This window comes from Brevibacterium limosum, assembly GCF_011617705.1.
Classification (GTDB): Bacteria; Actinomycetota; Actinomycetes; order Actinomycetales; family Brevibacteriaceae; genus Brevibacterium; species Brevibacterium limosum.
Genome location: NZ_CP050154.1, coordinates 142,425 through 167,764, shown reverse-complemented (window position 1 = coordinate 167,764; position 25,340 = coordinate 142,425). Strand labels below are relative to the sequence as shown.

At 66.4% G+C, this 25,340-nt stretch carries 24 protein-coding genes; 13 read left to right on the top strand and 11 right to left on the bottom strand.

The annotated features are described in order from the left end of the window. The first annotated feature begins 1 nt into the window (after window position 1). Window positions 2–1,288, top strand: coding sequence for a sensor histidine kinase (locus GUY37_RS00745; protein WP_166821023.1), 1,287 nt, complete (start codon window positions 2–4; stop codon window positions 1,286–1,288). A 400-nt stretch (window positions 1,289–1,688) separates the two neighbouring features. Then, window positions 1,689–2,573: a M15 family metallopeptidase gene (locus GUY37_RS00740; RefSeq protein WP_228278279.1), complete on the top strand. Its 885-nt coding sequence runs from the start codon at window positions 1,689–1,691 to the stop codon at window positions 2,571–2,573. A 113-nt stretch (window positions 2,574–2,686) separates the two neighbouring features. Here GUY37_RS00740 and GUY37_RS00735 read toward each other — a convergent pair whose 3' ends face one another. Next, a complete protein-coding gene (locus tag GUY37_RS00735) occupies window positions 2,687–3,235 on the bottom strand; it encodes a DUF1990 family protein (RefSeq protein ID WP_166821019.1) in 549 nt (182 codons plus the stop codon). Between the two features lie 146 nt (window positions 3,236–3,381). Here GUY37_RS00735 and GUY37_RS00730 point away from each other — a divergent pair, with 146 nt between their 5' ends. Further along, window positions 3,382–3,834: a MaoC family dehydratase gene (locus GUY37_RS00730; RefSeq protein WP_166821016.1), complete on the top strand. Its 453-nt coding sequence runs from the start codon at window positions 3,382–3,384 to the stop codon at window positions 3,832–3,834. A 200-nt stretch (window positions 3,835–4,034) separates the two neighbouring features. On the opposite strand, the gene otsB is transcribed toward GUY37_RS00730, so the two are convergent. Together otsB and GUY37_RS00720 are read right to left on the bottom strand one after the other, a co-directional pair. Further along, the gene (gene otsB / locus GUY37_RS00725; RefSeq protein ID WP_166821013.1) at window positions 4,035–6,680 is read right to left on the bottom strand and encodes a trehalose-phosphatase; all 2,646 of its coding nucleotides are present in this window, start codon (window positions 6,678–6,680) and stop codon (window positions 4,035–4,037) included. Window positions 6,681–6,715: 35 nt separating this feature from the next. After that, a complete protein-coding gene (locus GUY37_RS00720; RefSeq protein ID WP_208094732.1) occupies window positions 6,716–7,657 on the bottom strand; it encodes an HdeD family acid-resistance protein in 942 nt (313 codons plus the stop codon). Window positions 7,658–7,781: 124 nt separating this feature from the next. On the opposite strand from GUY37_RS00720, the gene GUY37_RS00715 reads away from it, so the two are divergent. The 3 genes from GUY37_RS00715 (at window position 7,782) to GUY37_RS00705 (ending at window position 9,934) form a co-directional block, all read left to right on the top strand. Beyond that, the gene (locus tag GUY37_RS00715) at window positions 7,782–8,378 is read left to right on the top strand and encodes an ArsR/SmtB family transcription factor (RefSeq protein WP_166820996.1); all 597 of its coding nucleotides are present in this window, start codon (window positions 7,782–7,784) and stop codon (window positions 8,376–8,378) included. Between the two features lie 81 nt (window positions 8,379–8,459). Further along, window positions 8,460–9,563: a serine hydrolase domain-containing protein gene (locus GUY37_RS00710; protein ID WP_166820994.1), complete on the top strand. Its 1,104-nt coding sequence runs from the start codon at window positions 8,460–8,462 to the stop codon at window positions 9,561–9,563. Further along, entirely contained in the window at window positions 9,560–9,934 is a 375-nt protein-coding gene (locus GUY37_RS00705; RefSeq protein ID WP_166820991.1) for a hypothetical protein, read from the top strand. Before GUY37_RS00710 ends, GUY37_RS00705 begins: the two co-directional genes overlap by 4 nt. Before the next feature lie 26 nt (window positions 9,935–9,960). Here the strand turns inward: GUY37_RS00705 and GUY37_RS00700 are convergent, their stop codons facing one another. Then, complete coding sequence (locus tag GUY37_RS00700) at window positions 9,961–10,419, bottom strand: Rieske (2Fe-2S) protein (protein WP_166820988.1); 459 nt, start codon at window positions 10,417–10,419, stop codon at window positions 9,961–9,963. Window positions 10,420–10,473: 54 nt separating this feature from the next. Between GUY37_RS00700 and GUY37_RS00695 the strand changes: the two genes are divergently transcribed. The 3 genes from GUY37_RS00695 to recQ all read left to right on the top strand — a co-directional run bounded on the left by GUY37_RS00695 (window position 10,474) and on the right by recQ (window position 15,559). After that, window positions 10,474–11,781: an MFS transporter gene (locus GUY37_RS00695; RefSeq protein WP_166820985.1), complete on the top strand. Its 1,308-nt coding sequence runs from the start codon at window positions 10,474–10,476 to the stop codon at window positions 11,779–11,781. A gap of 534 nt (window positions 11,782–12,315) precedes the next feature. Beyond that, window positions 12,316–13,518, top strand: a complete 1,203-nt coding sequence (locus GUY37_RS00690) for an IS110 family RNA-guided transposase (RefSeq protein ID WP_166829080.1) — start codon at window positions 12,316–12,318, stop codon at window positions 13,516–13,518. A 214-nt stretch (window positions 13,519–13,732) separates the two neighbouring features. Continuing rightward, window positions 13,733–15,559 carry a DNA helicase RecQ gene (recQ, locus tag GUY37_RS00685; RefSeq protein ID WP_166820982.1) on the top strand — a complete coding sequence of 609 codons (1,827 nt, stop codon included), beginning with the start codon at window positions 13,733–13,735 and terminating at the stop codon, window positions 15,557–15,559. 121 nt (window positions 15,560–15,680) lie between these two features. Here the strand turns inward: recQ and GUY37_RS00680 are convergent, their stop codons facing one another. Next, on the bottom strand, window positions 15,681–16,235 hold the full coding sequence (locus tag GUY37_RS00680) for an OsmC family protein (RefSeq protein WP_166820979.1): 555 nt from the start codon (window positions 16,233–16,235) through the stop codon (window positions 15,681–15,683). Between the two features lie 215 nt (window positions 16,236–16,450). Between GUY37_RS00680 and kynU the strand changes: the two genes are divergently transcribed. Further along, a complete protein-coding gene (gene kynU / locus GUY37_RS00675; protein WP_166820976.1) occupies window positions 16,451–17,764 on the top strand; it encodes a kynureninase in 1,314 nt (437 codons plus the stop codon). On the opposite strand, the gene GUY37_RS00670 is transcribed toward kynU, so the two are convergent. Next, window positions 17,761–18,606 carry an MOSC domain-containing protein gene (locus GUY37_RS00670; RefSeq protein ID WP_228278278.1) on the bottom strand — a complete coding sequence of 282 codons (846 nt, stop codon included), beginning with the start codon at window positions 18,604–18,606 and terminating at the stop codon, window positions 17,761–17,763. The genes kynU and GUY37_RS00670 overlap by 4 nt on opposite strands. Window positions 18,607–18,673: 67 nt before the next feature. Beyond that, window positions 18,674–19,975, bottom strand: a complete 1,302-nt coding sequence (locus tag GUY37_RS00665; RefSeq protein ID WP_166820970.1) for an MFS transporter — start codon at window positions 19,973–19,975, stop codon at window positions 18,674–18,676. Window positions 19,976–20,069: 94 nt separating this feature from the next. Here GUY37_RS00665 and GUY37_RS00660 point away from each other — a divergent pair, with 94 nt between their 5' ends. Then, window positions 20,070–20,639, top strand: a complete 570-nt coding sequence (locus GUY37_RS00660; protein ID WP_166820967.1) for a cysteine hydrolase family protein — start codon at window positions 20,070–20,072, stop codon at window positions 20,637–20,639. Window positions 20,640–20,752: 113 nt separating this feature from the next. Beyond that, entirely contained in the window at window positions 20,753–21,175 is a 423-nt protein-coding gene (locus GUY37_RS00655; RefSeq protein ID WP_166820964.1) for an OsmC family protein, read from the top strand. A 111-nt stretch (window positions 21,176–21,286) separates the two neighbouring features. On the opposite strand, the gene GUY37_RS00650 is transcribed toward GUY37_RS00655, so the two are convergent. From GUY37_RS00650 to GUY37_RS00640, 3 genes are all read right to left on the bottom strand, one after another. Further along, window positions 21,287–22,147 carry a PPK2 family polyphosphate kinase gene (locus GUY37_RS00650; protein WP_166820961.1) on the bottom strand — a complete coding sequence of 287 codons (861 nt, stop codon included), beginning with the start codon at window positions 22,145–22,147 and terminating at the stop codon, window positions 21,287–21,289. Between the two features lie 4 nt (window positions 22,148–22,151). Beyond that, on the bottom strand, window positions 22,152–23,045 hold the full coding sequence (locus tag GUY37_RS00645) for a hypothetical protein (protein ID WP_166820959.1): 894 nt from the start codon (window positions 23,043–23,045) through the stop codon (window positions 22,152–22,154). Between the two features lie 93 nt (window positions 23,046–23,138). Then, window positions 23,139–23,831 carry a trimeric intracellular cation channel family protein gene (locus tag GUY37_RS00640; RefSeq protein WP_166820956.1) on the bottom strand — a complete coding sequence of 231 codons (693 nt, stop codon included), beginning with the start codon at window positions 23,829–23,831 and terminating at the stop codon, window positions 23,139–23,141. A 135-nt stretch (window positions 23,832–23,966) separates the two neighbouring features. On the opposite strand from GUY37_RS00640, the gene GUY37_RS00635 reads away from it, so the two are divergent. Further along, entirely contained in the window at window positions 23,967–24,836 is an 870-nt protein-coding gene (locus GUY37_RS00635; protein ID WP_166820953.1) for an alpha/beta fold hydrolase, read from the top strand. On the opposite strand, the gene GUY37_RS00630 is transcribed toward GUY37_RS00635, so the two are convergent. Beyond that, window positions 24,829–25,332 carry an OsmC family protein gene (locus tag GUY37_RS00630; protein WP_152347219.1) on the bottom strand — a complete coding sequence of 168 codons (504 nt, stop codon included), beginning with the start codon at window positions 25,330–25,332 and terminating at the stop codon, window positions 24,829–24,831. The genes GUY37_RS00635 and GUY37_RS00630 overlap by 8 nt on opposite strands. Window positions 25,333–25,340: the final 8 nt, after the last annotated feature.

The window sequence follows — 25,340 nt, the reverse complement described above, 5'->3', positions numbered from 1 at the left end:
TATGTCGCTGCGCTGGAAGATCTCTCTGCTCATCGTCGCCTCGGTGATCATCGCCGTCTTATCGTGTTCGATCGTGCTGCGCCAGTCCGCTGCCCGGGCCGAGGACGACCGGATGCGGTCGACGGTGACCGAGCAGCTGACGAATGCGACGGCCATCTTCTCCGAGACGGGGGTGCTCACCCTCAACGCCCGCATCGAGGATCCGCAGCTGCCCAAGGAGGCCCGCAAGTCCGCGCTCAAGGGGCAGAGCGTGACGATCCGCTCCGAGGTCGACGGCGAGGAGATCGTGTGGGCCGCGGCCCCGATCGAGGTCGGCGAGTACACCGAGGTGATCTCCGTACGCGCATCGACGAAGGACAGTCAGGAGCTCATCGGCCGCATCGACCAGGCGCTGCTGGTCGGCATGATCGGATCCGCCCTCGTCGTCGGCGGCGTCGGATCGATCGTCGCCGGCCGCATCTCCCGCAGGCTCACCCTCGGCGCACAGGCGGCCCGGAAGATCGCCGCCGGGGACACGACGACGCGCATCGCCGACGTCATCGACGAATCCGATCAGGAGGTGTGGGCCTTCGCCACGGCCGTCGACACCGCGGTGGCAAGACTGACCGAACGCATCGACTCCGAGCAGCGATTCACCGCCGACCTCGCGCACGAGATGCGCACCCCGCTGACCGGGCTGGTCAACGCCGCGAACCTGCTCGAAGAGGATTCCCGCCCCGCCGAACTCGTCAAGGACCGGGTCGTGCGCATGCAGGTCCTCGTCGAGGACCTCCTCGAGGTCTCCCGCCTCGACGCGGGACGGGCCAACCCCGAGTTCACCCGCGTCGACGTCGATCAGGCGATCCGATCCCTGCTGGGCACGATGGAGGCCTCGGGCGCTCTGGCCGGGCACCAGATCGAAACTCATCTGGCCGCACTGAATTCGACGCTGGTCACCGATGTCCGCCGCTTCGAGCGCATCGTGTCGAACCTGCTCGTCAACGCGATCAAACACGGCGGGGATCCCATCCGCCTCGAGACGAGCACGCGCAGCATCGTCGTCACCGACTCGGGCTCCGGCTACCCGCCGGATATCGTCAACACCGGTCCGACCCGCTTCGTCTCCGCCGGCGGAGGAGGAATGGGCCTCGGCCTCGTCATCGCCCAAGGGCAGGCCCGCCTGCTCGGCATCAAGCTGATCTTCAGTAACGATCCCGTAACAGGGGGCGCGCGGACCGAAGTGATCTTCCCCGACGAAGAGGCCCAGGAACGCGCTCTCCGACAGTACGTCGAGAGCCGATCCGAATAACCTCGCCGAGGCGGCCCTCCGCTTCCGGAAGCCAGCTGAACTGGCGTGATGCAGGGTTCGCAGCGGTCCGACCGAAATCGGCCTGAGCGTCGGCTGAGTGCCCGTCAGTGTGACTCGTCACCTGTATGTGACAGCTTCTATATATTCCCGTTACACTTTTGTGATGTTGGATTGAAGTCGTCGAAACCTCGGCGGTCTTCGACGAGTCACAGTCACACGGAGAGTTATGTCAGAGTCATCATCGGCCACAGAACCACCGGTGCGTCGACGGGATCTGCACAGGCGTCGCTCATCGTCCCCGTTCTCACGCGCACGCACCGCGACGCGCGGGACCGGGACGCCGCCAGCCCCTGCTCCCGCTGACTCCTCGGCCGACACCTTGTCGCCCAGGCGTGCAGCGATGGCCGCCGAGGCCCGAGCAGCGGAGACGCCCCCGCGTCGGGCCGCAATGGAGCGTGAGGCCGCCGAGGTTCCTGCGACCTTCGGCTCACACTCCGCCTCATCGATTCGCCGGGTCAGCGCAGGAGCCGCCGAAAGCCGCGGGTCCGATGGTGCTCTGCTCAAGTCCGTGCGCAAACGGAAGCTGCGGACCATGTCGACACTGGCAGCCGTCTCCGTGGCAGGTGCCGCCACCGCCGTGACCATGCTCGTCAACAACCTCAGCGGAGGTGCCGAGGTCAAAACCGATCCGACCGCTGCCGGTGAGCCCGCCGCCATCAACGCCGAGAAGGTCAACGCCGACGTCCCCGCTGCCGAGGGGAAGTCGTCGATCGAGATCGGCGTGCCGAGCGCCGAGCAGAAGAAGGTCGAAGCCGCGTCCCGCGCAGTTGAGAAGAGCGCTCTGCCCGGCTGCGATGCGAAGCAGGACTTCGACCAGTCCGCCGGCAACGGCGAACTGCCCGATGAGTGGCTGTGCGACCTCGGCAAGGGAGACCACCAGCTCCGGGCCGACGCCGCCGTCTCCTTCGCGAAGATGAATGCCGCATACAAGAAGGACACCGGCAAGGAACTCGAGATCACGGATTCCTACCGTGACATGGCCGGCCAGCTCTCTGTGGCCAGCCGGAAACCGGGACTGTCGGCCGAACCGGGGACCTCTCTGCACGGTTGGGGAATCGCCCTCGACCTCGGCGGCGGAGTCGCCTCGAAGTCCGGAGCCTGGGGCTGGCTCGTCGAGCACGGCGACGAATACGGCTGGGAGAACCCCGACTGGGCCAAGGCGAGCATGTACGAGCCGTGGCACTGGGAGTACAAGCCTGCTCGGAGCTCTATTCCCGGCAAGTGATCGAACAGCGGTCTGTCCGGCAGCACGCACTTCTTGCCGCCGAGGCAGCCCATAATGTGCGCCCAGGCACCCGAACCCGCAGCTCGCAACCGGATCGCCTCTGCGCTGCACAGTCAGCGGCGCAGCGCCCGCCCGTAGCGGTGCCGGTAGACGATCTGAGCGAGCCGGACGATTGGTTCGCCGAGTCGCCAGATTCCCAGCCCCGCCCGCGAGACCGACCTCAGAACGAGAAAGACCCGGTCATCGGCGGTGCGGATGAGGATGAATGACTCCTCGCCGGTGATCGGATGCCCCGACTTCGTGCCGTAGGTGAAGCCGCACCGATCCTCAGTCTCGAAGACATCGATGACTCGGGAAGGCTCGGGCAGCCGGAACGGTCCCAGGCGCACCCGAATCGTCGGTTCCTGCTCACGCTCCACACGCGGCGGCCGCGCAGCTCCGTCGCCGTCCACGTCGATGTCGCCGTCCACATCGATGTCGAAGCCGCTGCGGATCTTGACCTCCCAGTGCAGCAGCTCCTCGGCGCAGCGGTCGAACGTGTCCCGGCCACGGCCGACGAAGTACGCGGATTCGAAGTGACGGTAGCCGTCGGGACGCTCCAGCCACCTCGGCGAGAGGGGATGCGTCAGCGCATCGGGACGTTCCTGTGCATTGTCGGCCATGCCTCCAACCTAACGGACGCGGAGCGTGCGACTCACAGTCCGGACGCCCGGGCGGCCTCGGACGGCCCGCCACGTATGATGCCAAGGACAGCGGACCTCGATCGAATGTCCGCTCACCATCTGAGCCAGGATCAAAGGAGAACCACTTGCGCACAATCAATGGCATCGACGAGATCGAATCGCTCATCGGCCAGGAGCTCGGCTCCTCCGAATGGATGACGATGGACCAGGACGCCATCAACACCTTCGCCGACGTCACCGGCGACCACCAGTGGATCCACGTCGACGAAGCGCGCGCGGCCGAGGGCCCTTACGGTGCGACGATCGTGCACGGATTCTTCACCCTTGCGCTGATCCCGAAGTTCTCCACCGAGGTCTTCACCATCGAAGGCGTGGCCATCCGCGTCAACTACGGACTCAACAAGGTCCGCTTCCTCCAGCCCGTCGTCGTCGGCTCCCGACTGCGCGGAACCATCAGCGTCAACAACGTCATCCGCGGCGACAAGGGCACGCAGGTCATCCTCGAGCACACGATCGAGATCGACGGTGAAGACCGTCCCGCATGCGTCGCCGAGGTGGTCACCCTCCTCGTCGAGTGAGGCTGCGAGGTCTCTCGAGTGAGGCAGCAGCTCCTGGGCACTCAATCCAGTCTCAGGTGGGCGAAATGGTCACCCTCCGGCTGGCGGTTTCTGTGACCATTTCGTCCACCTAAGGCACGGTTGAGCGGCCGGGAGGTGTGCGGCCGCCGCGTTCGGGCGGCTCGCGGCTGGGGCTGGCGCCGCTGCGACCGCCGTACACCTCAGGTGGGGCGGTACGCGTCGAGCTGCTGGGCGACGCGGATGTAGCCGAGGTGCGAGTATGCCTGCGGGTGGTTGCCCAGGTGCATCTCGGCGACCGGGTCGTACTCCTCCGACAGCAGCCCTGTGGGTCCGAGCAGGGCGTCGACCTGTCGGAACAGGTCCCAGGCGTCGTCGATGCGGCCGACCTTGATGAAGGCTTCGATGAGCCAGGTCGTGCAGATGTGGAACCCGCCCTCGAGACCGGGCAGCCCATCGTCGTAGCGATAGCGGAAGACCGTCGGCCCGACCCGCAGTTCGCGTTCGATCGCATCGACGGTGGACACGAATCGCGGGTCGTCGGCGTCGAGCAGCCCCGAGAGCCCGACGAACAGCGCCGCCGAATCCAGGTCGGTCTCCCCGTAGGCGACGGTGAACGCCCCGACTTCCTCGTTGTAGCCGTGAGTGAGCACATCCTGGGCGATCTCCTCACGCAGCTGCCGCCACGCACCGGGCGGCTCCCGATCGAACCGGTCCGCGATCCGCAGCGCCCGGTCGACCGTCACCCAGCACATCACCCGCGTGTACACGTTGTGCTTCGGCGGGCGCCTGGCCTCCCAGATCCCGTGATCGGCCTCGAACCACCGTTTGCCCACGGCTTCGACCATCTGACAGGTGAGCGTCCAATAATCTTCGGGCAACTCGCCGAGGTGGCCGCTGAGTTCGTCGAGCAGCTCCGTGACCGGGCCGAACACGTCCAGTTGGACCTGATGTTCGGCGGCGTTGCCGACCCGCACCGGCCGGGAACCGGCGTATCCGGGCAGGTGGTTGAGCACCGCCTCGGTGGTCAGGGCCGAACCGTCGACGGCATAGAGCGGATGGAGCTGTTCGGGAGAGACCGTGCGCTCGAGGACCCCCGACAGCCAGGTGAGGAATCCTTCGGCCTCACCGGTGGATCCGAGCGCGAGCAGGGCGCGGACGGTCATCGATCCGTCGCGCAGCCACGTATAGCGATAGTCCCAGTTGCGGACGCCGCCGATGCCCTCGGGCAGGGAGGTGGTGGGGGCAGCGAGGACTCCGCCGGTGGGTTCGTGGCACAGTGCGCGCAATGTGATCGCCGACCGGATGACCTCCTCGCGGTGGTGGCCAGGCAGGGTGAGCGACTCGACCCAGTTGGTCCAGAAGTTCAGGGCGCGCTCGCGCACATGGTGCTCCCCGCCGGTGGCCATATATCCGGCGTCGCCGGTGCCGGTTCCGCAGGCGAGGACGAGGACGACGGATCCGCCGGGCCGCTGCGAGGGGATGACGGTCGCCTCGGCGGTGTGGGAATCTCCGTGCTCGACGATCTCGAAGTCGATGCCGGGGGCGTGGAGTTCGATCGGCTCCGCCGTGCCGAGCAGCGCCACACCGTCATCGGTCCTGGTCATGCGGGTAGGAATCGTTGCGTAGTCGAGTCGGGGTGCGAAGCGAATGCGGGTCGGGACGTCGCCGGTGAGCACCCGGACGACGATCGTGTCGTCGCTGTGTCCGTCGACGGGAGCGAGGTAGTCTACACAGCTCAGCCCGGCCCACCGCGTCTCGAGCAGAGTCGAGTTCCCGAGGTAGCGCTGGGTCAGCGGAGCGGCTCCGTTGGCAGGGGCGACAGCGAAGAAGCCGGCCGCCTCGCTGCCCAGGACCTCGGAGAACATCGACGCCGAGTGCGGCATCGGGTGCGGCATCCAGCAGATGCTGCCTGCAGGGTCGATGAGCGCGGTCGACTGACCGTTGCCGATCAGGCTGTGCCGCTGGATCGGGGTGGCGCGGCGGCCGAAGAGCCAGGACTTGCGCAGTTCGAACAGCGCGCCGAGGACGGTGGAGACCTCGTCCGGTGAGTCCAACCGGAAATCGGCGTGCGTGGGCGCTGCTTCGGCTCCGACCTTGAGTCCGAGGTCGTCGGCCCTGAGGGTTTCGAGGGCGAATTCGTCGGCGGTGTCGTCTCCGATGAACACGACGGCTTCCGCTCCGGTCTGGCTGCGCAGGCGGGTCAGCGCATCGGCCTTCGAGGAGGGCACGACGGTCAGGTCGATGACCTGCTTGCCGCGGGTGGGATGGATCGGATGGGCGGCGGCGAGCTTCTCGACAGCGGCTTCGATGTCGCGTCGATTCGCCTCCTCGAGTCCGCGCAGATGCACGGCAGCGCCCGTGGTCTTGTGCTCGATGACCTCTCGCGGCAGGGTGCGGGTGAGATCGGCGCGGAAGTCGGCCAGGACCGCCCGCTGCGATTCGGTGAGGGCGTCGATGGTGAATGTGTCGGTCTCGCCGCCGTGAGATCCGAAGAGGTGAACCTCGCGGGGCAGTCGCGACATCGCCGCGAGATCGCGCAGGCTGCGACCGGAGATGACCCCCGCCGAGGTGGTCGGCAGCAGGGCGAGCGCACGCAGCGAATCGACCGAGCCCTCCAGGGGAAAGGCTTGGCTGGGCACGTCGACGATGGGCGCGATCGTCCCGTCGTAGTCGGTGGCCACCAGCAGGGATGGGGAGCGGGAGAGTTCGAAGAGACGCCGGAAGAGGGCGGGGTCGAGCGCTCGGCTCGCTTCGGCCAGGTCGCCCAGAAGCTCGGAGGACCTCACCGAGGCGGCGATGGTGGCCAATCGGGATTCGGTTGCGCTCTCGTATTCGACAGTGCTCATCTCACCTCGGATGTCTCGGTTGGCTCGGGTGCCGGTCAGGGCTCTTTCTTCACAGGGGCGTCGTTGTCCGGATCATCGGGATGCTCGGACTCGGCTGCGTGACCGGCATCGACGGCACGATCGGATTCGCCGGCGGGGTCGGTCGACTCGCCCGATTCGACGGCGCCCGAGGGGTCTGCGGCACCGGAAGGGGCCGTGGCGTCATAGTCGTCGGAGGAGTCCGCGGCGCCGGCGACGTCAGAGGAGTCGGAAGGGGCGGCGGGAGTGTCGGCGGGGTCGGCCGCCCCGGCGGGGTCGGCCGCCCCGGCGGGGTCGGCCGCCTCGGTGGGGGTGTCGATCTGCTCGGGCAGGGCACCGAGCTTGGCCAGTTGGCGACCCTTGCTCAGGCGGGAGTACCCGCCGATGATGAAGATCACACCGGCGATGAGGGTCGCGGCGCCGGTGAAGCCGAGGATCGACAAGGCTTCCATTCCGTCACCGAAGACGAGGATGATGCCGAGCAGGACGTGGACTCCTGAGGCGATGAGGAAGTCCGAGGCCATGGGCTGGGACCGCAGCTGTCGGTAGGTCCAGAATTCGAGGGCGCCGTGCAGCAGGGCCCAGATGCTCAGGGCCGCGCGCAGTTCGGCGGGATTGTCGGCGAGGAAGAGGAAGACGATCGCCGGGATCGCGATGACGGCCTGGCCGAAGACCGCGGTGCGCACGTTCAACGGCGAGCGCACGGCCTGGAAGACCAGCGCCAGGGCGAAGAGGATGAGGTAGCCGATGGCGAGGTGGTCGACGACCTCGGTCGGCAGGCTCAGCTGCAGCGGATTGCTCGCATCGCGGGGCCAGAAGACGGTGACGATGCCGAAGACGACACCGAGGATTCCGCGCACGACCATGGGCCAGCCGAGTCGCCTCGCTGCGGCAACGGCCTGCGGTGCGGCCTCGGAACGCGGAGGCGTGGATTCGGTGCGCGGTTCTTCGGTACTCATCACGGCACCAGTCTAGGTCTCCCAGCTGAGTCTGTCCGGTCAGTGTCGTCTCAGGGACTGACGGGCACCGCTGTTGTGGCACCTCTGTATTTACGTAATTACGTATTTATTGTATTGTCGACACATGGAACCGATCGCATCAGCTGACGAACGCCTCTCCGCGCTCGAGCGTCGAGTCGCCGAACTCGAGGCTGCGACCGCCACGCCCGGGTCGCCTCAGGAGACTGCGGCAGCACAGGAGAATCCGGACGCACGATCGACAGTCACAGCGGAATCGTCTGCGCTGTCCGACAGAGCGGGCACGGCCCTGCCGAGCGACACGGAGACGTTCTGGGCTCTGCACGGACTCGTCGACCACCTCGGCGATGGGGTGACCTACACCGGGTACACCACTCCCCCGGGCAGCTCCGATCCCGTGGCGTGGCAGATGGGTCTCAACAGTGCGGGGCTGGCGCAGATCGACTTCGCCGAGGCGGCCGAGTCCCTGGCAGCACTCGGTCATCCCGTCCGACTCCAGCTGCTTCAGGCGATCTACGAGGGCACGAGCACCGTGGCCGAGCTCGGAAAGGACGAGCGCTTCGGCACGTCCGGGCAGATCTACCACCATGTGCATGCCCTCGCCGGGGCCGGATGGCTCGAAAGCGCCCGCCGCGGACACTGGCGCGTGCCTGCCCAGCGGGTCATCCCGCTGCTCACCCTCGTCCTCATCGGCACGCACTGACCACACCTCTCGACCGCACCGCGCACTGTGCGGCCCGATCCCGACCACCGCACATCCCACCCCTGCTCACCAGGAGGAACGATGACCACCACCGAGGAACACCGCACTCCCGCGACAAACCCATCCCTGCCTCGGTGCCGGTTGATCGCAATCATCGCCGCCGCGCTGACGGCCGCCGCGCTCGCGGCGATCACTCCGTGGCCACGCGGGTTCCAGGGCGCAGCGACCGGCGATGCCGGTCTCATGGCCGACGTCGAGCAGAGCCTCGGCAGCAGGCATTGGCAGCATGTGGCCGCAGCCCACATCCACGGCGACGAGGTGACGTTCGCGGGCACCGGGGCCGATGAGCACACCGAGTTCGAGATCGGCTCGATCACGAAGACGTTCACCGCCGCCCTCTTCGCCGATGCGATCGACCGCGGGGAGGTCGAGGCGGACACCCGCCTCGGCGAGGTCTGGCCGGATCTCGAGGGAAAGGTCGCCGAGGTGACGCTCGAGTCGATTGCGATGCAGCGGTCCGGGCTGCCCGCGCAGGTACCGGCGCCGAACTTCATCGACGGAGCGATGAGCACCCTGTCGAACTATCTGCACACGGATCCGTACCGTGCGAATTCGGCGGAGATCGTGACGAGTCTCATCGACGTGGAGATCGGCGACCCTGAACCCGCGTATTCGAACTTCGGTTTCGCCGTCCTCGGCCAGGCTCTCGTCGAGGTGACGGGCATGGAGTATGCGGACCTCGTCGCAGAGCGCATCACCGCACCCCTGGGAATGAAGGAGACGTTCGTACCAGACTCTGCCGAGGGCATCGGCCACGGGTACACGGCCTCGGGGCTGCCGGCGGCTCCGTGGACGATGAGCGGTTCGGCTTCGGCCGGAGCGGTCCGCTCGACGACCCACGACATGAGCATCTGGCTGCGGGCCGTGCGGGACGGAACCGCACCCGGCGCGAACGCGGCCGAACCCCGCGCCGAGTTCGAGGGCGGCGACCGGATCGGCTGGGCCTGGTTCACGACGACGAACCGAACGCCGAACCTCACCTGGCACAACGGCGGCACCGGCGGCTACAGGTCGTTTCTCGGCTTCGATCCGAAATCCGGGAATGGTGTCATCGTGCTCAATGATTCCGCGAATGACGTCGACGCCGCCGCGTCGATCATCTCGAAGAAGGGACCTCGCTTATGAACCCCGAACTCGTCTCAACGGTCATCGGGGCACTGATCGTGGCCTGGGGTGCGTTCACCGCGTGGCGCGCTCCCCGCGCGGAGACCCGTCTGAGTCTGCTTTCAGGGATTGTCACGGCGGTCGTGTTCATCCTGCTCATCCGCCTCATCACACCGTTCGGAGGGTGGGACGGCTGGTTCATCTGGGTGTGGTCGGCAGGCATGCTCGTCATCGTCGTCGCCGTCTTTCGGACCGCGCGCGTATGGCCGGACCTGCCATGGCGGGCCGAGGACACGAAGACTCGACGCAGCGAGTCGAGCGGACTGGCTTTCTCCGCTCTCCTCGCGGTCTTCGTCGCCGGAGCCCTCGTCCTGCCCGGGCTCTTCCTCTGAGTGCCGCTCGGCAGTCGGCCTCGGCGCTACTTGCCCGTGACGGTGAGAGTGCCGCCGCTTTCGGAGACCTCGTACTTCGGCAGCGGTTCCTCGGCCGGTCCGGACACCACCTCTCCGGTGGTCACCGAGAAGTTCGAGGAATGGCACGGGCAGATGATGGCCTCCTCGGTGATCCGGGTGACCTGGCAGCCCTGGTGGGTGCACACCGATGAGAACGCGAAGAACTCGCCCTCCTTCGGCTGAGTGATCACGTAGGTGTCCTCGATGACGGTGCCGGAACCGACGGGAACATCGGAGGCCGGCAGGCTCGCGTCCTTCGTCGGCTCCGCCTCCTCGTCGGACGAACACGCCGAGGTGGCCGCCGCGGAGCCGCCGATGACCGCCACCGTTCCGGCCACGCCCGCCGTCTTCATCACTCGGCGCCGGCTCGGATCCGCCGGTGCGGTCGGGTCGGCTTCGGCGGGGCTGTTCGGGGTCGTGGTCATCGGAATCTGCTCCTTCTCGCGGGTGCGCACAATCCGCCATGCTCTCACGCAGGCATGGGCATCGGAGTTCCAGCGTACAATCGCAGACGGCTCGTGGCTCTCAGGTGGGACCCGGAGGCCGGGAAGGCGGTGCGATTGATGGCGGAGGAAGCTCCCGCGGCGAACCGGCGCGATCCGGAATCGCGCGCCGCGACGGGATGGGGATTGGCCGCCTCGGTGTACATCTTCACCGTCGTCATGATGGGCACCACACTGCCGACCCCGCTCTACCCGCTCTATGAGGAGCGATTCGGGTTCGGCACCGCGTTCACCACGCAGCTCTTCGCGATCTACGCGGTCGGGGTCATCGCCGCGCTCGTCGTCTTCGGTCGCCTCTCCGACGGACTGGGGCGGCGTCCGGTGCTCAGCCTCGGGGTGATCTTCTCAATTGCCTCGGCGATTCTCTTCCTCATCGGCTCCGACGTCGGCCTGCTGCTGACCGGACGCGTCCTCTCCGGGCTCGCGGCGGGGATCTTCACGTCCACGGCCACCGTCACCGTGCTCGAGAACGCCCCGGTCGGCCGCGAACGGCTCGCCGGGTCCCTGGCGACGGCGGCGAATATGGGCGGCCTGGGACTCGGAATTCTGTCTTCCGGCCTGCTCGCCGGCTTCGCACCCGCACCCCTGTTCACACCGTTCCTCGTCAATGCGATCATGCTGGTCATCGCCGGGGTCGCGCTGCTCCTCGTCCGCGACCGCACGGGCGGGCAGATGCGAGGCAACCGGGGTGCCGTGCGGCTGCAGCTGCCGGGGATTCCCGCCTCGGCGAAACGGATGTTCCTGGCTGCCTCACCTGGGGCGATCACGGGATTTGCGGTATGCGGACTGTATTCGGCGATCGCACCGAGCTTCATCGGCCAGACCCTGCACGTGACGTCGACCGCGGTCACCGGCACCGTCGTGTTCCTCCTCTTCGGCGCCTCGGCGAGCGCGCAGCTGGTCTTCCGCGCACTCAGCGACCGCCGGCTCATCATCGGCGGGACAGTGACGATGATCGTGAGCATGGGCGCCCTCGTGGCCGCGCTCCTGGTCAGCTCGCTGACAGTGCTCATCGCCTCCTCTGTGCTGGCCGGAGCCGGACAGGGGCTCGTATTCATGACCGGGATGCGCGCGATCACTGCGGTGACCGCACCCGAGCACCGCACCGAGGCGACCACCTCGTACTTCATCCTCGCCTACGTGTTCATGTCGGTGCCGGCCATCGGTGCCGGATCCCTCGCCGCCACTGTGGGGTTGGCGAATGCGACGACGATCTTTGCCATCGGGGTGGCGTTCGTCTGTGTGTTCGGGTTGATGGCGGCACGGAGGTTCTCTTCCCGGTGAGGGCGGCGCGGAGGTTCTCTGCCCGATGAGGGCGAGTGCTGAGTGGTGTGGTGGGCCGTGATCGGAGGCTGTCAGCCGATGCCGAGAGTTCGGCCGATCCCGGGCCCTCGGCCGAGAGGTGGTCACTTTCGGACAGTGGGTCGGAAACAGTGGTCGCCTTCGGATACTTTTTCGGCGCCGGCGCGCGGAGTATCCGATTGTGACCTGAGTTTCGGCTCGAGTATCCGATTGTGACCGATATTCGGCGGGCACCCGTTACCTTTTAACTAGCCCCACCATCCGTCAGGATAGAAGGGGTCGCTGGCCTGAGGACCCCGGCATGATTTATACCCCCAGTCACCCATGATCCGGGGGGTGTTGTCACCGGGGTTCGAAGGCACCAGGGAAATCGCTGATAGGGGCCAGAACCACTGGCAGAACCCATGCCTTGAGCCCGACCGTAACGTGGATGCCGAACCTTGGAGCCACCCAGCACTACCGGCCAGCCGAACCACAACCACTATCCGGTCACATGAGTCGAAGAAGATGAGTGACATGATCACCAACCACGCTGACATCGACGTATTCATCGGCATCGATGTCGGCAAACACAACCACCACGCCGTCGCGGTGGATCGCGACGGAAAACAACTGTTATCGAAGGCGCTGCCGCAGAACGAAACGAAACTGAAGACCCTGCTCACCCGGCTTTCCAAGCACGGAACCTTACTCGTCATCGTCGACCAGCCCGCCACGATCGGGGCCCTACCAGTCGCGGTCGCCCAAGCCGAAGGCATCATGGTCGCCTACCTGCCGGGGTTGGCGATGCGCCGCATCGCCGACCTACACCCTGGTGAGGCGAAGACCGACGCCCGCGATGCCAGCATCATCGCTGACGCGGCCCGAACCATGCCCCACACCCTGCGGGACATCCGGGTTGCCGACGAGAACGTCGCCGAACTGTCCATGCTGTGCGGCTACGACGATGACCTCGCGAAACAAGCCACCGCGACGTCGAATCGCATCCGCGGGCTACTCACTCAGATCCACCCCGGATTAGAGACCGTGATCGGTCCCCACTTGGATCATCCGGCCATGCTGGCCCTGCTGGCGAAATACCCGACACCGAAAGCACTGCGGCATGCCGGCAAACACCGTGTCGAGACTCTGCTGCGTAAGCAGGCACCGAGGGCGTGGAAGAGGTGGGCGGCAGCGATCTTCACTGCCATGGACGGTCAGACGGTGGTGGTGTCGGGCACCGACGCGGCCGGCCTCGTGCTGCCCCAGTTGGCGACGTCGTTGGCGCAGACGCGGTCGTCGCGGGATGACGTGCTCGCCCGGATCGAGGAGCTGGTTGAGGCGCATCCGCTTTTCGAGCTCCTGACGTCGATGCCGGCAGTCGGCGTCAGGACAGCGGCGAGGATCCTGACCGAGGTCGTGGGTAAGGACTTCGAATCAGCCGGACACCTCGCATCCTATGCGGGACTGGCACCGGTGACGTGGCGGTCAGGAACCTCGATCCGCGGGGATCATTCCTCGCGTCGGGGCAACAAGATCCTCAAACGAGCGTTGTTCTTGTCCGCGTTCGCGGCGTTGAAGGACCCGTTGTCGAGGGCGTATTACGACAAGAAACGTGCCGAGCACAAGAAACACAATCAAGCACTGATCGCGTTAGCGCGCAGGCGCTGCAACGTGCTGTACGCGATGTTGCGTGATGGTGCCTATTTCCACGCACCCGAGCAGGGGACTGCGGCCTGAACCGTTCTGCAGCGAAGTACCTGATCAGTCTGGGAAACAGTTCCCGGACCGATCACCCCTGCCCTTCGAGTCTTCCCAAATATTCTTGAAGAATCTGGGCGCTACCCCTTGACTTAAAACATAGGGGCACCCCCCACATCCTCGTCATCGAACGGCCTCTAACGACCGCACGACCCGGAGATTCGAGTCAGTGACGTGAACTAGGGTGGGTCCCATGACCTCCGCAGCCACGACCTCCGCCCTCGATGTCCTCCACGATGTCTTCGGGTATGAGGAGTTCCGGGGGCAGCAGGCGGCTGTCGTCGATCAGGTCGTCGGCGGCGGGGATGCGGTCGTGCTCATGCCCACCGGCGGCGGAAAGTCCCTGTGCTATCAGATCCCCGCTCTGGTCAGGCCCGGTACGGGCGTGGTCATCTCCCCGCTCATCGCGCTCATGGCCGATCAGGTCGCTGCCCTGGAGAACCTCGGGGTGCGCGCGGCCTACCTCAATTCCTCCCTCGATTTCGACACCGCGCAGCAGGTCGAACAGCAGCTGCTCGCCGGTGAGATCGACCTGCTCTACCTTGCGCCCGAACGGCTCGTCCTGCCGCGGACGATGCGACTGCTCGAGCAGGCTCAGATCTCCCTGTTCGCCATCGACGAAGCCCATTGTGTGTCCCAATGGGGACATGACTTCCGCAGCGACTATCTGGGTCTCGGAGTGCTGGCCGAACAGTTTCCCGACGTTCCGCGCATTGCGCTGACGGCCACGGCGACTCCCGCCACCCATGCCGAACTCACCGAGCGCCTTCACCTCCAGAACGCCGAGCACTTCGTCGCCAGCTTCGACCGGCCGAACATCACCTACCGGATCGAACCGAAGGCCTCGGCGCGGTCGCAGCTGCTGAACTTCATCACCACCGAACACCCCGGGGATTCCGGGATCGTCTATTGTCTGTCGCGGCGCGGAGTCGACCAGCTCGCCGAGGCGCTCGTCGCCCGCGGCATCACCGCTCTGCCCTATCACGCGGGGCTCCCGTCCGAGGTGCGGGCGGAGAATCAGGCGAGGTTCCTCCGCGAGGACGGCATCGTCATGGTCGCCACGATCGCCTTCGGCATGGGCATCGACAAACCCGATGTCCGCTTCGTCGCCCATCTCGACCTGCCCCGGTCGGTCGAAGGCTATTACCAGGAGACCGGCCGAGCCGGACGTGACGGACTGCCCGCGGATGCGTGGATGGTCTACGGCCTCGGCGATGTCGTCTCCCAACGCCGCCTCATCGAATCCGGCGAGGGCGACCAGGTGTTCAAACGCCGCCAGATGAGCCACCTCGATGCGATGCTCGCCCTATGTGAGACCGTCGACTGCCGCCGGGTGCAGCTGCTGCGCTACTTCGATGAGGAATCCGCACCGTGCGGAAACTGTGATACCTGCATGACACCCCCGGTGACCTGGGACGCGACCGTGGCCGTGCAGAAGCTGCTGTCCGCGGTCATCCGGCTTGACCGGGAACGCGGGCAGCGTTTCGGCTCCGGTCAGGTCATCGATGTGCTGCGCGGCAACGACAACGACCGGTCACGGGCATCGGACCATGAGAGCCTGAGCGTCTGGGGAGTCGGCGAGGACCTGTCCGAGAGCCAGTGGAAGACCGTCATCCGGCAGGTGCTCGCCCGTGGGCTCCTCGAATCCCACGGTGACTACGGAGTGCTCGTGCTCGGCGAGAACGCCGGACCCGTCCTGCGCGGCGAAGAGGAGATCTCCCTGCGCGTCGACCCGGTGAAGAAGTCCGGCGCGAAGAGGACTCGCCGAGGCGGTCCCGAGGCCGAACTCGACCCCGCCGACGCCTCCCTGTTCGAGGCTCTGCGGTCCTGGCGCGGCGAGCAGGCGAAGGAGCAGGGCGTGCCCGCCTACGTCGTGTTCCCCGATGCCACGCTCTACGGCATCGTGGAGGCCAAGCCATCGACGATCAGCGAACTCGGTCAGATCAGCGGTGTGGGCCTGAAGAAGCTCGACCGCTACGGCGACGACGTGCTCGAGGTGCTTTCCGCACACGCGGGCTGATCCCTGCCCGCCCCTCGCCCCTCGCCCCCAATTGCTACCTGACGGCGACGCAGCAATCTCGCGCGAGGTTGCTGGGCCGCCGTCAGGTAGTTCTGGAAGGGCGGAGCGGGACTTTGTGACCTCAGTTGGTCTTCGTGACGCTGACGTCGATCGGAGTCGGGTTCGTGAAGATGTCGAAGACGGGGCAATGAGCATCGACGGTCTCCTGCAGCTTCCGGTAGTCCTCCTCGCTGTCGGGTCCGGTGATGCTCACGCTCACGCGCACGGCGGAGAACCCGGGACGCACGGTCTCTTCGGCACCGAAGAGCCCCCGCACATCCAGGTCGCCCTCGGCGGTGACATCGAGTTCGTCGATGGTCAGCCCGAGGTTCTGGGCGTAGAGGCGGTAGACGACGACCTGGCAGGAGATGAGTGCGCCGAGGGCGTATTCGACGGGGTTCGGGGCGGCATCGTCCCCGGCCAGCGGGGTCGGTTCGTCGACGGTGAAGGTGTGGCGGCCCGCCGTGATGACCGAGGACACGGACCCGCGAGCGATGCCGGAGGCCGAGAACGTCAGCTGCCCGTTCGTCGCCGAGGCGGCCAGACGCTCGTTCCATGCGTTTCCGGCCGTGGTCAGTCGCGTGGCGCGTTCCTCGTCACTGATGGCGATAGTCGTGTCGAAGTCGGTGGTGGTCATGAGGGTGGTCTCCTGATCGAAGGGTGAAGCGATTGATCGAGATCGTGCGGGTCGGTGCTGGTCTCAGACTAGAAACGGCCGCCTGACTGCCCCCTTTCCACCGTCGAATACCGTCGTCTGATGTCATCAGCAGGTCATAGATCGTCATCAGCCGACGCACGGTAGCCTGGGATGCGGACGAACCCACCGGTTCCCTCACCACGTGGAAGGCGACGATGACGACCCCTGACCGGACAGCCACCTCGGCGAACTCAGCTCTCTCCCCGACTGCAATCACCCGCACGGACTGCGAACAACGCGATGCGAACGATCCCCTGCGCGACTTCCGAGGGGAATTCCTGCTCCCGCCGCGCACGATCTACCTCGACGGGAACTCACTCGGTCCCCGCACGAAGGGAGCCGCCGAACGTGCCCAGGAAGTCATCACCGACGAGTGGGGCACCGGCCTCATCGGGTCGTGGAACACGGCCGGGTGGTGGGATCTGCCGGCGACGCTCGGGGAGAAGATCGCCGGGATCGTCGGCGGCGGGGCCGGGTCGACCGTGGTCACGGACACCACCTCGATCAACTTGTTCAAGGCCGCCTCGGCGGCGCTGAAGATGCAGGTCGAGGACTCCTCCGAACGCCGCATCATCCTCACCCAGCGGGAGAATTTCCCGTCCGATATCTACATGCTGCAGGGCTTGGCCGACCAGCTCGGCGACGGGTATGAGGTTCGCCTCGTCGACGATGAGGAAGTCACCGCGGGGTTCCCGACCACGATGTCCGACGAGGTGGCTCTCGTCGTCCTCACTCATGTGAACTACCGGACCGGTCGGCTCTTCGATATGGGGTTGACCACCTCGGCGGTCCATTCCGGTGGGGCCATGGTCATCTGGGATCTGTGCCATTCGGCCGGTGCCCTGCCGATCGATCTCGCCGGGTCGGGCGCGGACATGGCGGTCGGCTGCACGTACAAGTTCCTCAACGGCGGGCCCGGCTCTCCGGCGTTCATCTGGGTCGCCGAAGCACTGCAGAACCGGTTCAGTCAGCCCCTGTCGGGGTGGTGGTCGCATGCGCAGCCCTTCGAGATGGCCCCGGACTACCGGCCTGCCGAGGGCATCCGCCGATACCTCACCGGCACGCAGGGGATCCTGTCGATGTCCGTGGCAGAGCTCGGCCTCGACATCCACTCCCGTGTGGACATGGAGCGTGTGCGAGAGAAGTCCCTGGCCTTGTCGGATCTGTTCATCGATCTCGTCGACACACGGCTGGCCGACCACCCGGTCGAGGTCGTCACCCCACGCGAGCACGCCCACCGCGGATCGCAGGTCTCGATCAGGCATCCGCAAGGGTTTGCGGTGATGAGCGCCCTCATCGAACGCGGCATCATCGGCGACTACCGGGAACCGGAGGTGCTGCGGTTCGGGCTGACCCCGCTCTACATCGGGTTCACCGAGGTCTGGGACACCGTCGAAGCTCTGCGCGACATCCTCGACAACCGCCTCTGGGACTCCCCAGCCCACAAAGTCCGCGGCGCCGTCACCTAATTGCTACCCGACGGCGGCTCAGCAACCTGGCGCCAGGTATCTGGGCCGCCGTCACCAGCGTCTGAGCGCGAGGAAGTGCCGATCACCTCGGCGTAGACACCGAAAACGGGTTCGCCGGCCGAGTTCGCCGGTCGGAAACCGGCGAGCGTCTTGAGCACCGGGGCGTTGCGTTCGCCGGTGATCGGGTCGAGATCCATCACCGCGCAGCGCGGGATCGGCGACCCGATCCGTACCCGCAGACCACCGAGGCGGAGCACCCGACCGACCCAGGCCTCCTCCGCATAGGGGTCAGTTGTGTCGAGGACGACTGTGGCGCGGCACCGAGCTGCCTGCCTGGTGAGATCGGTCGCGACCTGTCGTGTATCGGCCATCCTGTCGCTCAGATCGCGCAGGGACGCCGTCGTGACGATCGACAGCGGAGCCCCGTAGACCACTGCTCCGCGCGGCACCCGGGCCAGACGGACCGCGCGGTCGAGCCATTCGGAGGCGAGCTGTGCATGCGGCCCGTCGGTGAGCTCGAGATCGACAGGTCGTTTCCAGTAGTCGCAGGTCAGCCGCTCACCCGACCCATGTGGAACTCCGCTCACGGATCGACCGTCGGGCAGGGTCATCGTCAGCCGACCGGCCTCTTCACCGTCCTCGCCGCCCTCACGGCCGGCTCTGTTCAGGCTCGTGGCGATCTGGATGAGCCGCGGGTTCTGCACTGTCTTGAGCACCTGCCGCGTGTCGACGTCGACGAAGCAGAACTCGCGGTCACCTCTCGGGCCGTGAGCGTCGATGACTGCGCCGGGCCGGGCCTCGTGCCGCGTGCCTTTGATATGGGCGAATCCGATCGACAGCACGCCGAAGCCCCGCGCCGGAGCAGGTGACGGCGGCGCAGATACCTGGCGCCAGGTTGCTGCGCCCCCGTCAGGTAGTAATTGGGGCATGGGGGTTGCGTCTTCCTGTGACGGCGTAGGTGCCGATGGCCACAGCTCCGATGGCCAGGACCGTGCCGCCGATGATGACGGCTCCGGGAATCGTGGCGATTGTGCCGAGCACTCCGACGGTGACACCGGAGAAGGTCTGCATGCCGGGACCGAACGTCGCATAGGAGCCGATGACGCGGCCGCGGATCTCCGCGGGTGCTTCGAGTTGGATGATCGCCATCTCCGTCGATTCGGCGGTGATCTTCGAGACTCCGGCGATGACGAGCATGACGACCGCCACCCACAGGTGCGAGGTCAGGGCGAAGAGCAAGGCGCTGACCCCCATGGCCGCGGCGGCCAGCGCGGCCGCGGCCGGGACTGCCTTGATCCACCCGGTCGCCTCGAGCCCGAAGCCGCCGAGCACCCCGCCTGCGCCCATGGCGAAGAGCAGCACACCATACGTGAAGTCGCTGTCCCCGCCGACCGGGTTGAGTATGTCGCCGAACACCGGCATCGCCGTCTGCAGCACCGCCCCGATCGTCGTCGAGGCGAGCGCGGCCAGCAGCAGCATGCCGACGATCGCCCGATTGCGGCGGACATCGATGAGCACCCGCAGCGACTGGATGAGGGTCGTCCGCGCAGTGCGCACTCCTCCGCTGCGCAGATGTCCGGTGAACGGGGTGCGGATGAGGAAGATCGTCAGCGGCAGGTAGAAGAGGATGTTGATGAAGATGCCCCAGGTGGCGCCGACCCCGAGCAGCAGAGCGGAACCGACGACCGGACCGAAGAGGATGCCGAGGCTGCGGAACGTCGCATTGAGGCGGACCGCGCTCGGCAGCTCCTTCCGATCGACGAAATCATGGAGCATCATCTGCTCTGCCGGACCCCACAGACATCCGGCCAGCCCATGGATGACGAGCAGCACGCATGCCTGCCACAGCTGCAGCGAGTCCGTGAGGAAGAGGATCCCCCAGCACAGGGACACGACCATGAACATGATCTGCCCGATCTGGATGAGACGGCGGCAGTCGAAGCGTTCGGCCAGGGACCCCGCATAGACGGAGAGCAGCAGGAACGGCAGCCAGTGGCTGATGAGCTGGAACCCGACCAGCGCCGGGGATTCGAACTTCTGCCACAGCACCCAATAGGTGATGACGTGTTCGATGTTGTCGCCCATCATCGCCGTGCCCGATCCGACCAGGTAAGGGGCAGTCTTCCAGCTCCGGAGCACGCTGAAACGGCGCGGGACAGCCGCTTTGCCGACGCCCGCCTCGTCGCCGGAGTTCTGGGAGGTATCGCTCACTCCCCCATTCTCACACCCTCACAGCGAACCGGCCTCTGCCTCTTGTCTGCTGGGATCGAGGCGAGGACAATGATCCTTGATCAAGGAGGATCACATGTCCACAGCACAGCCGCCGACGTCCACTCGCCCGAACACCGCCCTCATCGTCATCGACGTCCAGAACGGGGTGATGCAGGCCGCGTGGAACTCCGAGGGCGTCATCTCCACGATCTCGGATCTCGTCGACCGCGCCCGGAACACCGGCACCGAGGTGGTCTGGGTCCGGCACAGCTCCGGTGAGCTGCCGATCGATTCCCCGCAATGGCAGATCGTCGACGCCCTCTCCCCCGCCGACGGCGAAGCGATCGTCGAGAAGACCCATGGCAACACCTTCGAGGACACGGATTTCGAGGAGGTGCTCGCCAGAAAGGACGTCGGCCACCTCGTCGTCGCCGGCGCCCAATCGGATGCCTGCGTGCGTTCGACCATCCACGGCGGCTTCGCCCGCGGCTACGACGTCACCCTCGTCGCCGACGCCCACACCACGGAGGACCTCACCGAATGGGGCGCTCCCCCACCGGAACAGGTCGTCTCCCACACGAACCTGTACTGGCAGTTCGAATCCGGTCCCGGTCGGCAGGCGCGGGTGCAGGAATCGAGCGAGGTCGACTTCGCCGAACCCTGAACCCCGAACCCTGAACCCCGGACCCCGAACCTCAGACCCTGACCACCACCGGACCGGATCGTCGAAGCCCAGCCCCAGACGCCGTCCCGCCCGGGATCTGACATCATGGGCTCATGAGTGAAGACATCCGCAGCATCGAACTGACCCGCATCGCCGAAAACCACTACCGCGCCACCGCACCGAGCGGAGCGAGCATCGAATTCGGCCGCGGCGAGGGCCTCATGACCCCCGTCGAACTGCTCCTGGCCGCCGTCGCCGGCTGCTCGTCGATCGACGTCGACACCGTGACCAGCCGTCACACCGAACCGACGAAGTTCGACGTCTCCGCGACCGCCGACAAGATCGACGAGGACGGAGTCTCCCGCGTGGACAACGTCCACCTCGACTTCGACCTCGCCTTCCCCGACGACGAGGAGGGCCGGAAGGCCGATGCCCGCATCGAACGCCTCGTCGGGCTCTCCCACGACAAGTACTGCACGGTCTCGCGCACCGTCGAACATCCCACGAAGGTCGACTTCAGCATCCGTCGCGACTGAGTTCGCGAACCGGTGACGGCGTACCCTCGCCGAGGCGGCTCCACCTCCCGTACGGCCGTGACCGTGCGAGCCTGATCGACGTTGTGCCGCAGGCCCGTGCCGAACATAACCTCAGCTCTCGGCCAGGCGCTTCTTCTCGTCTTCGACGTCGAAGTCGGCCGCCGGCCACTGCGGATCGATCGCGTTCAGGGCGTCGGTCAGCAGCCGCTGCACGGCCAAGCGGGCGTACCATTTCCGGTTCGCGGGCACGACGAACCAGGGTGCCGCCTCGGTGGAGGTGCGGTCGAAGACGGCCTGGTAGGCGTCCATGTAGTCCGGCCACAGGAGACGTTCGTCGACGTCGCCGGGGTTGTACTTCCAGTGCTTGTCGGGTCGGTCGAGGCGTTCGGCCAGGCGTTCTCTCTGCTCGTCCGGGCAGATGTGGAGCATGACCTTGATGATCCGCACCCCCGCCTCGGTGAGTTCGGCTTCGAAGTCGTTGATGGCCGAGTAGCGGCGGTCGATCTCGGCCTCATCGGCGAGTTCGCGGACCCGACCGATGAGCACATCTTCGTAGTGGGAGCGGTCGAAGACACCGATCATTCCCGGTCCGGGCACGCGAGGGCGGATGCGCCAGAGGAAGTCATGGGCGAGCTCTTCCTCGGTGGGTCTCTTGAATGTCGCGAGTTCGACGCCCTGCGGATCGACGGCACCGACGACGTGGCGGACGATGCCGCCCTTGCCCGCGGTGTCCATGGCTTGGAGGACGAGGAGAACGGCGGGTCCGGAATCTTCGTCGTGGTGGGCGGCGAAGAGCCTCTCCTGCAGGTCGCTCAGCTCGGTCGACAGCGCCGCCAAGTCGCTCCTCCCGCTCTTCTTATCCCCCTCGTAGCCGGGGGTGGAATCGGGGCCGACCTCGCCGAGGCGGAACCCCTCCCCCACGCGCAGAAGTGGGGCGGGGTCGCTCGCCCAGTTGCTCGTCGGCTCACTCATGCGTTCATCTTTCCAGGTGAGAGGGTCCGCGTCTATATGGACCGTTCGCCCTCGGGCCGGGTGGAGAGTTCGGAGACGGACTCGTCTGAGGTGTGTCGATCCCCGGCAGCGGGCTCTCGTTCCCCAGCCCGCGACGGCGCCGGTCGTCCAGGAACTGCTGGTAGGAGGCGTCGCGTTCGGCACCGGTCATCTGCCGACTCGGTCTGTCGATGACATTGCGCAGAGCGGCGATGCCCGTCAGCGCGGCCAGGCCCGACAGCGCCACAGCCAGCCAGATCATCGTAAAGAGCAGACTCGGCGGATTCTCGAAGACCCTCAGACCGGCGAAGAGGATGAGGAAGACGAAACCGAGATAGGGCAGCAGCAGCCAGAGAGCGATCTTATAGCCGCCGACCTTCATGGGCAGCATCAGGGTCATCGCCCACGCCATGCCGCCGATGAAGAAGAGCAGGACGAGGAAGAAGCTCGCCGGATCGCTGCTGAGTCCCGCCGCGACCGTTCCGGGCACCGCCCGATCACCGAGGATGACGGGCCATATCAGCGCCACCAGGGTCACGATCACTCCGCTGCAGACCACGCTGAAGGTGACCAGCGGAATGAGACCATCACGCCTGAACCCGTTGTCCCGGCGCTTGTGTTCCATGAACAGGAAAGGAAAGAGAAAAGCGATCAATCCGGCACAGATCCCCGCCCAGCCTGCGTTCGCTTCGATCGCTTCCAGGTTCTGCTGCAGCAGCAGCCCGGTCGAGGCGAACCAGATCAGAAATGTGAAGAAGAGCGCGCCGAAGAGTGCGATGCCGAGGACCCGCAGGAAGTCACGCGTCCACGTCGGGACCGGCTCGACCTCGTCGACCCTGGACGATCCGGGCGGGGGCGGTCCAGCAGGTGTCTGACTCATGATTTCATCGTCGCACTCGTCCCGGTCGGCGAAGCCGATGCCGATGCGGCAGATCTGTCGCCCCTGTGACGACGCTCTGATATCATCAACCGCTCAGTCCGGTTTCCGGAACACCGACGGCAGCTTCTTCTTCACTCGACGGCCGGTGTCCTTGTACGACCACTGCCGCATCGGCTGCGGCACCCGCCATTGCAGCTTCCATGCGAGCATGCGGAAGCCGAAGGCGGCGGCCGCGATGACCAGGGAGACGATGGCACCCAACAGCCCGGTCACCTCGGCGATGATCGTCAGCCCCGACCCGAACAGCGCGGGGATGAGGTAGAGGTCGGTGCCGCGGAAGATCGCCGGATCCTCACTGGCCACGGCATCGCGCATCAGCCCGCCGCCGCACGCGGTCAGCGCCCCCATGAGGAGAGCCGCCGGATAGTTCGTCCCCGCCGACAGCGCGATCGTCGTCCCGGTGACGCTGAAGAGCCCGATGCCCATCGCGTCGAACGCGACGATCCAGATCCGGGCCCTGGAGATGTGCGAACCGATGATGTAGATGAGCAGGGTCGCGATCACCGGCGGAGCGAGGTAGATCGGTTGGCCGATGGCGTTGGGCACCCGGTCGAGGAGCACGTCGCGGATCATGCCGCCGCCGATGCCGGTGAGCGTGCCGAGCACGAGCCCGCCCGTGATGTCGAAATTCCGGCGCGCGGCCAGCAGCACTCCGGATACGGCGAACGCGAAGGTGCCGGTGAGGTCGAGCGCGAGGAACAGGAACTCCTGCAGGTCCGTATCCACCTCGGCTCCTCTCAACGACCCGTGCCCGGCCCGGTGCCGAATGCCCTACCCGCCACTGTAATCCGCTTCGGCGCCTGGTGAGCCATTGTCTGGTGGACCGTTCCCCATCGCCGAGGCGACCGCTAGGCTGATGAGATGACGCAGCCGACGCTCATCCTCGTCCACGGTGCTTTCGCCACTTCCTTCTCCTTCGCCCCGCTGCAGGCCGAACTCGCATTCCACGGTGTGCGCTCGGCAGCGGTCGACCTGCTCGGCCATGGTTTCGCCGCCACCTTTCCGCACGGATATCAGGCGCCGCAGGATCTCGCTCAGTTCATCTCGGCGCCGGGGTCGATCAGAGGTGTGAGCCTGGACGACAATGTTCAGGCTCTCGCCGAGGCGGCCGCCCGCGCCAAGGACAATGGACCAGTGATCATCCTCGCCCACAGTCGCGGCGGGGCCGCGCTGACCGCCTTGGCCAATGCACGCCCCGAACTCATCGACCATATGGTCTATGTCTCCGCTTGGGCACCAGTGGCGCTTCCGGCCGCCGAGTACAACGGAGAACCGGAGATGGCCGAGGTCGACAATGCCGCCCTCGGACAAGCCTTGGCCGGTGATCCCGGGGAGCTGGGACTGCTGCGCTGCAATTTCCGCCAGGCCGACACCGGAGTCCTCGAGGGATTGAAGGATCTCTTCTGTGCAGACGTCGGCGACGACGAGTTCCGCATCTTCCTCAACTCGCTCCAGCCGGATGAGAACCTCGATGCGGGTGGTCCCGAACACCGGGCGCAGGCGGAAAACTGGGGGACGATTGCGCGCACGTTCGTCCGTCTCGGCGAGGATCGGAGCATCCCGATCACGATGCAGGACCGCCTCATCCGCGAGGGCGATGCCCTCACACCGGACAACCCCTACCGAGTGCGCACGCTCGCATCGTCCCACGTGGGATGGCTGATCCGTCCTACCGAGGCAGCCGTGCAGTTGGCGCAGATCACCGCCGAGGTGAGTGGTGAACTCAGCTGAGCTGGAAGTTGTCCGGGTTCTTGTACGGTTCGATCTCGACGACCGGGGTGCCCTTGCCCATGAGCAGTTTGGAGATCGGGCAGCGAGCGTGGGCGCGGGCGGCGTACTTCTCGGCGTCGGTGTCCGGGACCCCTTCGATGGAGATGAACGCCTTCGGGGCGAAGTAGAAGCCGTTGCCGGAGGGTTCGTTGTGCAGTTCGACCTCGACGCGCACTCGTGAGAGCGCTTCGATCTCATTGACGGCGAGGACGACCTTGAGCGTTTCACCGAGGCAGGTCGACCAGGCCATGGCGAGGAACTGTTCCGGGTTGTTGCCCTCCTCGACCCGTGAGGTCGGGGCGGTGGGCAGGGTCTGGCCGTCTTCGACGCGCACCTCACCCGAGGTGCCGCCGAGGTTTTCGACCTTCGCGGTGTAGATCGGCGCGCTCGGGCTCTTCGGCTCATCCGCATCTCCGGTCGGAGCCTGCGGCTGGGCGTATCCGGGTTTCTCAGTCATTGCACCAT

Bases quoted from the DNA above. Each gene is read 5' to 3' on its own strand.
- GUY37_RS00745 (WP_166821023.1), top strand. From the start codon at position 2: ATGTCGCTGCGCTGGAAGATCTCTCTGCTCATCGTCGCCTCGGTGATC.
- GUY37_RS00740 (WP_228278279.1), top strand. From the start codon at position 1,689: ATGGCCGCCGAGGCCCGAGCAGCGGAGACGCCCCCGCGTCGGGCCGCA.
- GUY37_RS00735 (WP_166821019.1), bottom strand. From the start codon at position 3,235: ATGGCCGACAATGCACAGGAACGTCCCGATGCGCTGACGCATCCCCTC.
- otsB (WP_166821013.1), bottom strand. From the start codon at position 6,680: ATGAGCACTGTCGAATACGAGAGCGCAACCGAATCCCGATTGGCCACC.
- GUY37_RS00720 (WP_208094732.1), bottom strand. From the start codon at position 7,657: ATGAGTACCGAAGAACCGCGCACCGAATCCACGCCTCCGCGTTCCGAG.
- GUY37_RS00715 (WP_166820996.1), top strand. From the start codon at position 7,782: ATGGAACCGATCGCATCAGCTGACGAACGCCTCTCCGCGCTCGAGCGT.
- GUY37_RS00710 (WP_166820994.1), top strand. From the start codon at position 8,460: ATGACCACCACCGAGGAACACCGCACTCCCGCGACAAACCCATCCCTG.
- GUY37_RS00705 (WP_166820991.1), top strand. From the start codon at position 9,560: ATGAACCCCGAACTCGTCTCAACGGTCATCGGGGCACTGATCGTGGCC.
- GUY37_RS00700 (WP_166820988.1), bottom strand. From the start codon at position 10,419: ATGACCACGACCCCGAACAGCCCCGCCGAAGCCGACCCGACCGCACCG.
- GUY37_RS00695 (WP_166820985.1), top strand. From the start codon at position 10,474: ATGGGCATCGGAGTTCCAGCGTACAATCGCAGACGGCTCGTGGCTCTC.
- GUY37_RS00690 (WP_166829080.1), top strand. From the start codon at position 12,316: ATGATCACCAACCACGCTGACATCGACGTATTCATCGGCATCGATGTC.
- recQ (WP_166820982.1), top strand. From the start codon at position 13,733: ATGACCTCCGCAGCCACGACCTCCGCCCTCGATGTCCTCCACGATGTC.
- GUY37_RS00680 (WP_166820979.1), bottom strand. From the start codon at position 16,235: ATGACCACCACCGACTTCGACACGACTATCGCCATCAGTGACGAGGAA.
- kynU (WP_166820976.1), top strand. From the start codon at position 16,451: ATGACGACCCCTGACCGGACAGCCACCTCGGCGAACTCAGCTCTCTCC.
- GUY37_RS00660 (WP_166820967.1), top strand. From the start codon at position 20,070: ATGTCCACAGCACAGCCGCCGACGTCCACTCGCCCGAACACCGCCCTC.
- GUY37_RS00655 (WP_166820964.1), top strand. From the start codon at position 20,753: ATGAGTGAAGACATCCGCAGCATCGAACTGACCCGCATCGCCGAAAAC.
- GUY37_RS00650 (WP_166820961.1), bottom strand. From the start codon at position 22,147: ATGAGTGAGCCGACGAGCAACTGGGCGAGCGACCCCGCCCCACTTCTG.
- GUY37_RS00645 (WP_166820959.1), bottom strand. From the start codon at position 23,045: ATGAGTCAGACACCTGCTGGACCGCCCCCGCCCGGATCGTCCAGGGTC.
- GUY37_RS00635 (WP_166820953.1), top strand. From the start codon at position 23,967: ATGACGCAGCCGACGCTCATCCTCGTCCACGGTGCTTTCGCCACTTCC.
- GUY37_RS00630 (WP_152347219.1), bottom strand. From the start codon at position 25,332: ATGACTGAGAAACCCGGATACGCCCAGCCGCAGGCTCCGACCGGAGAT.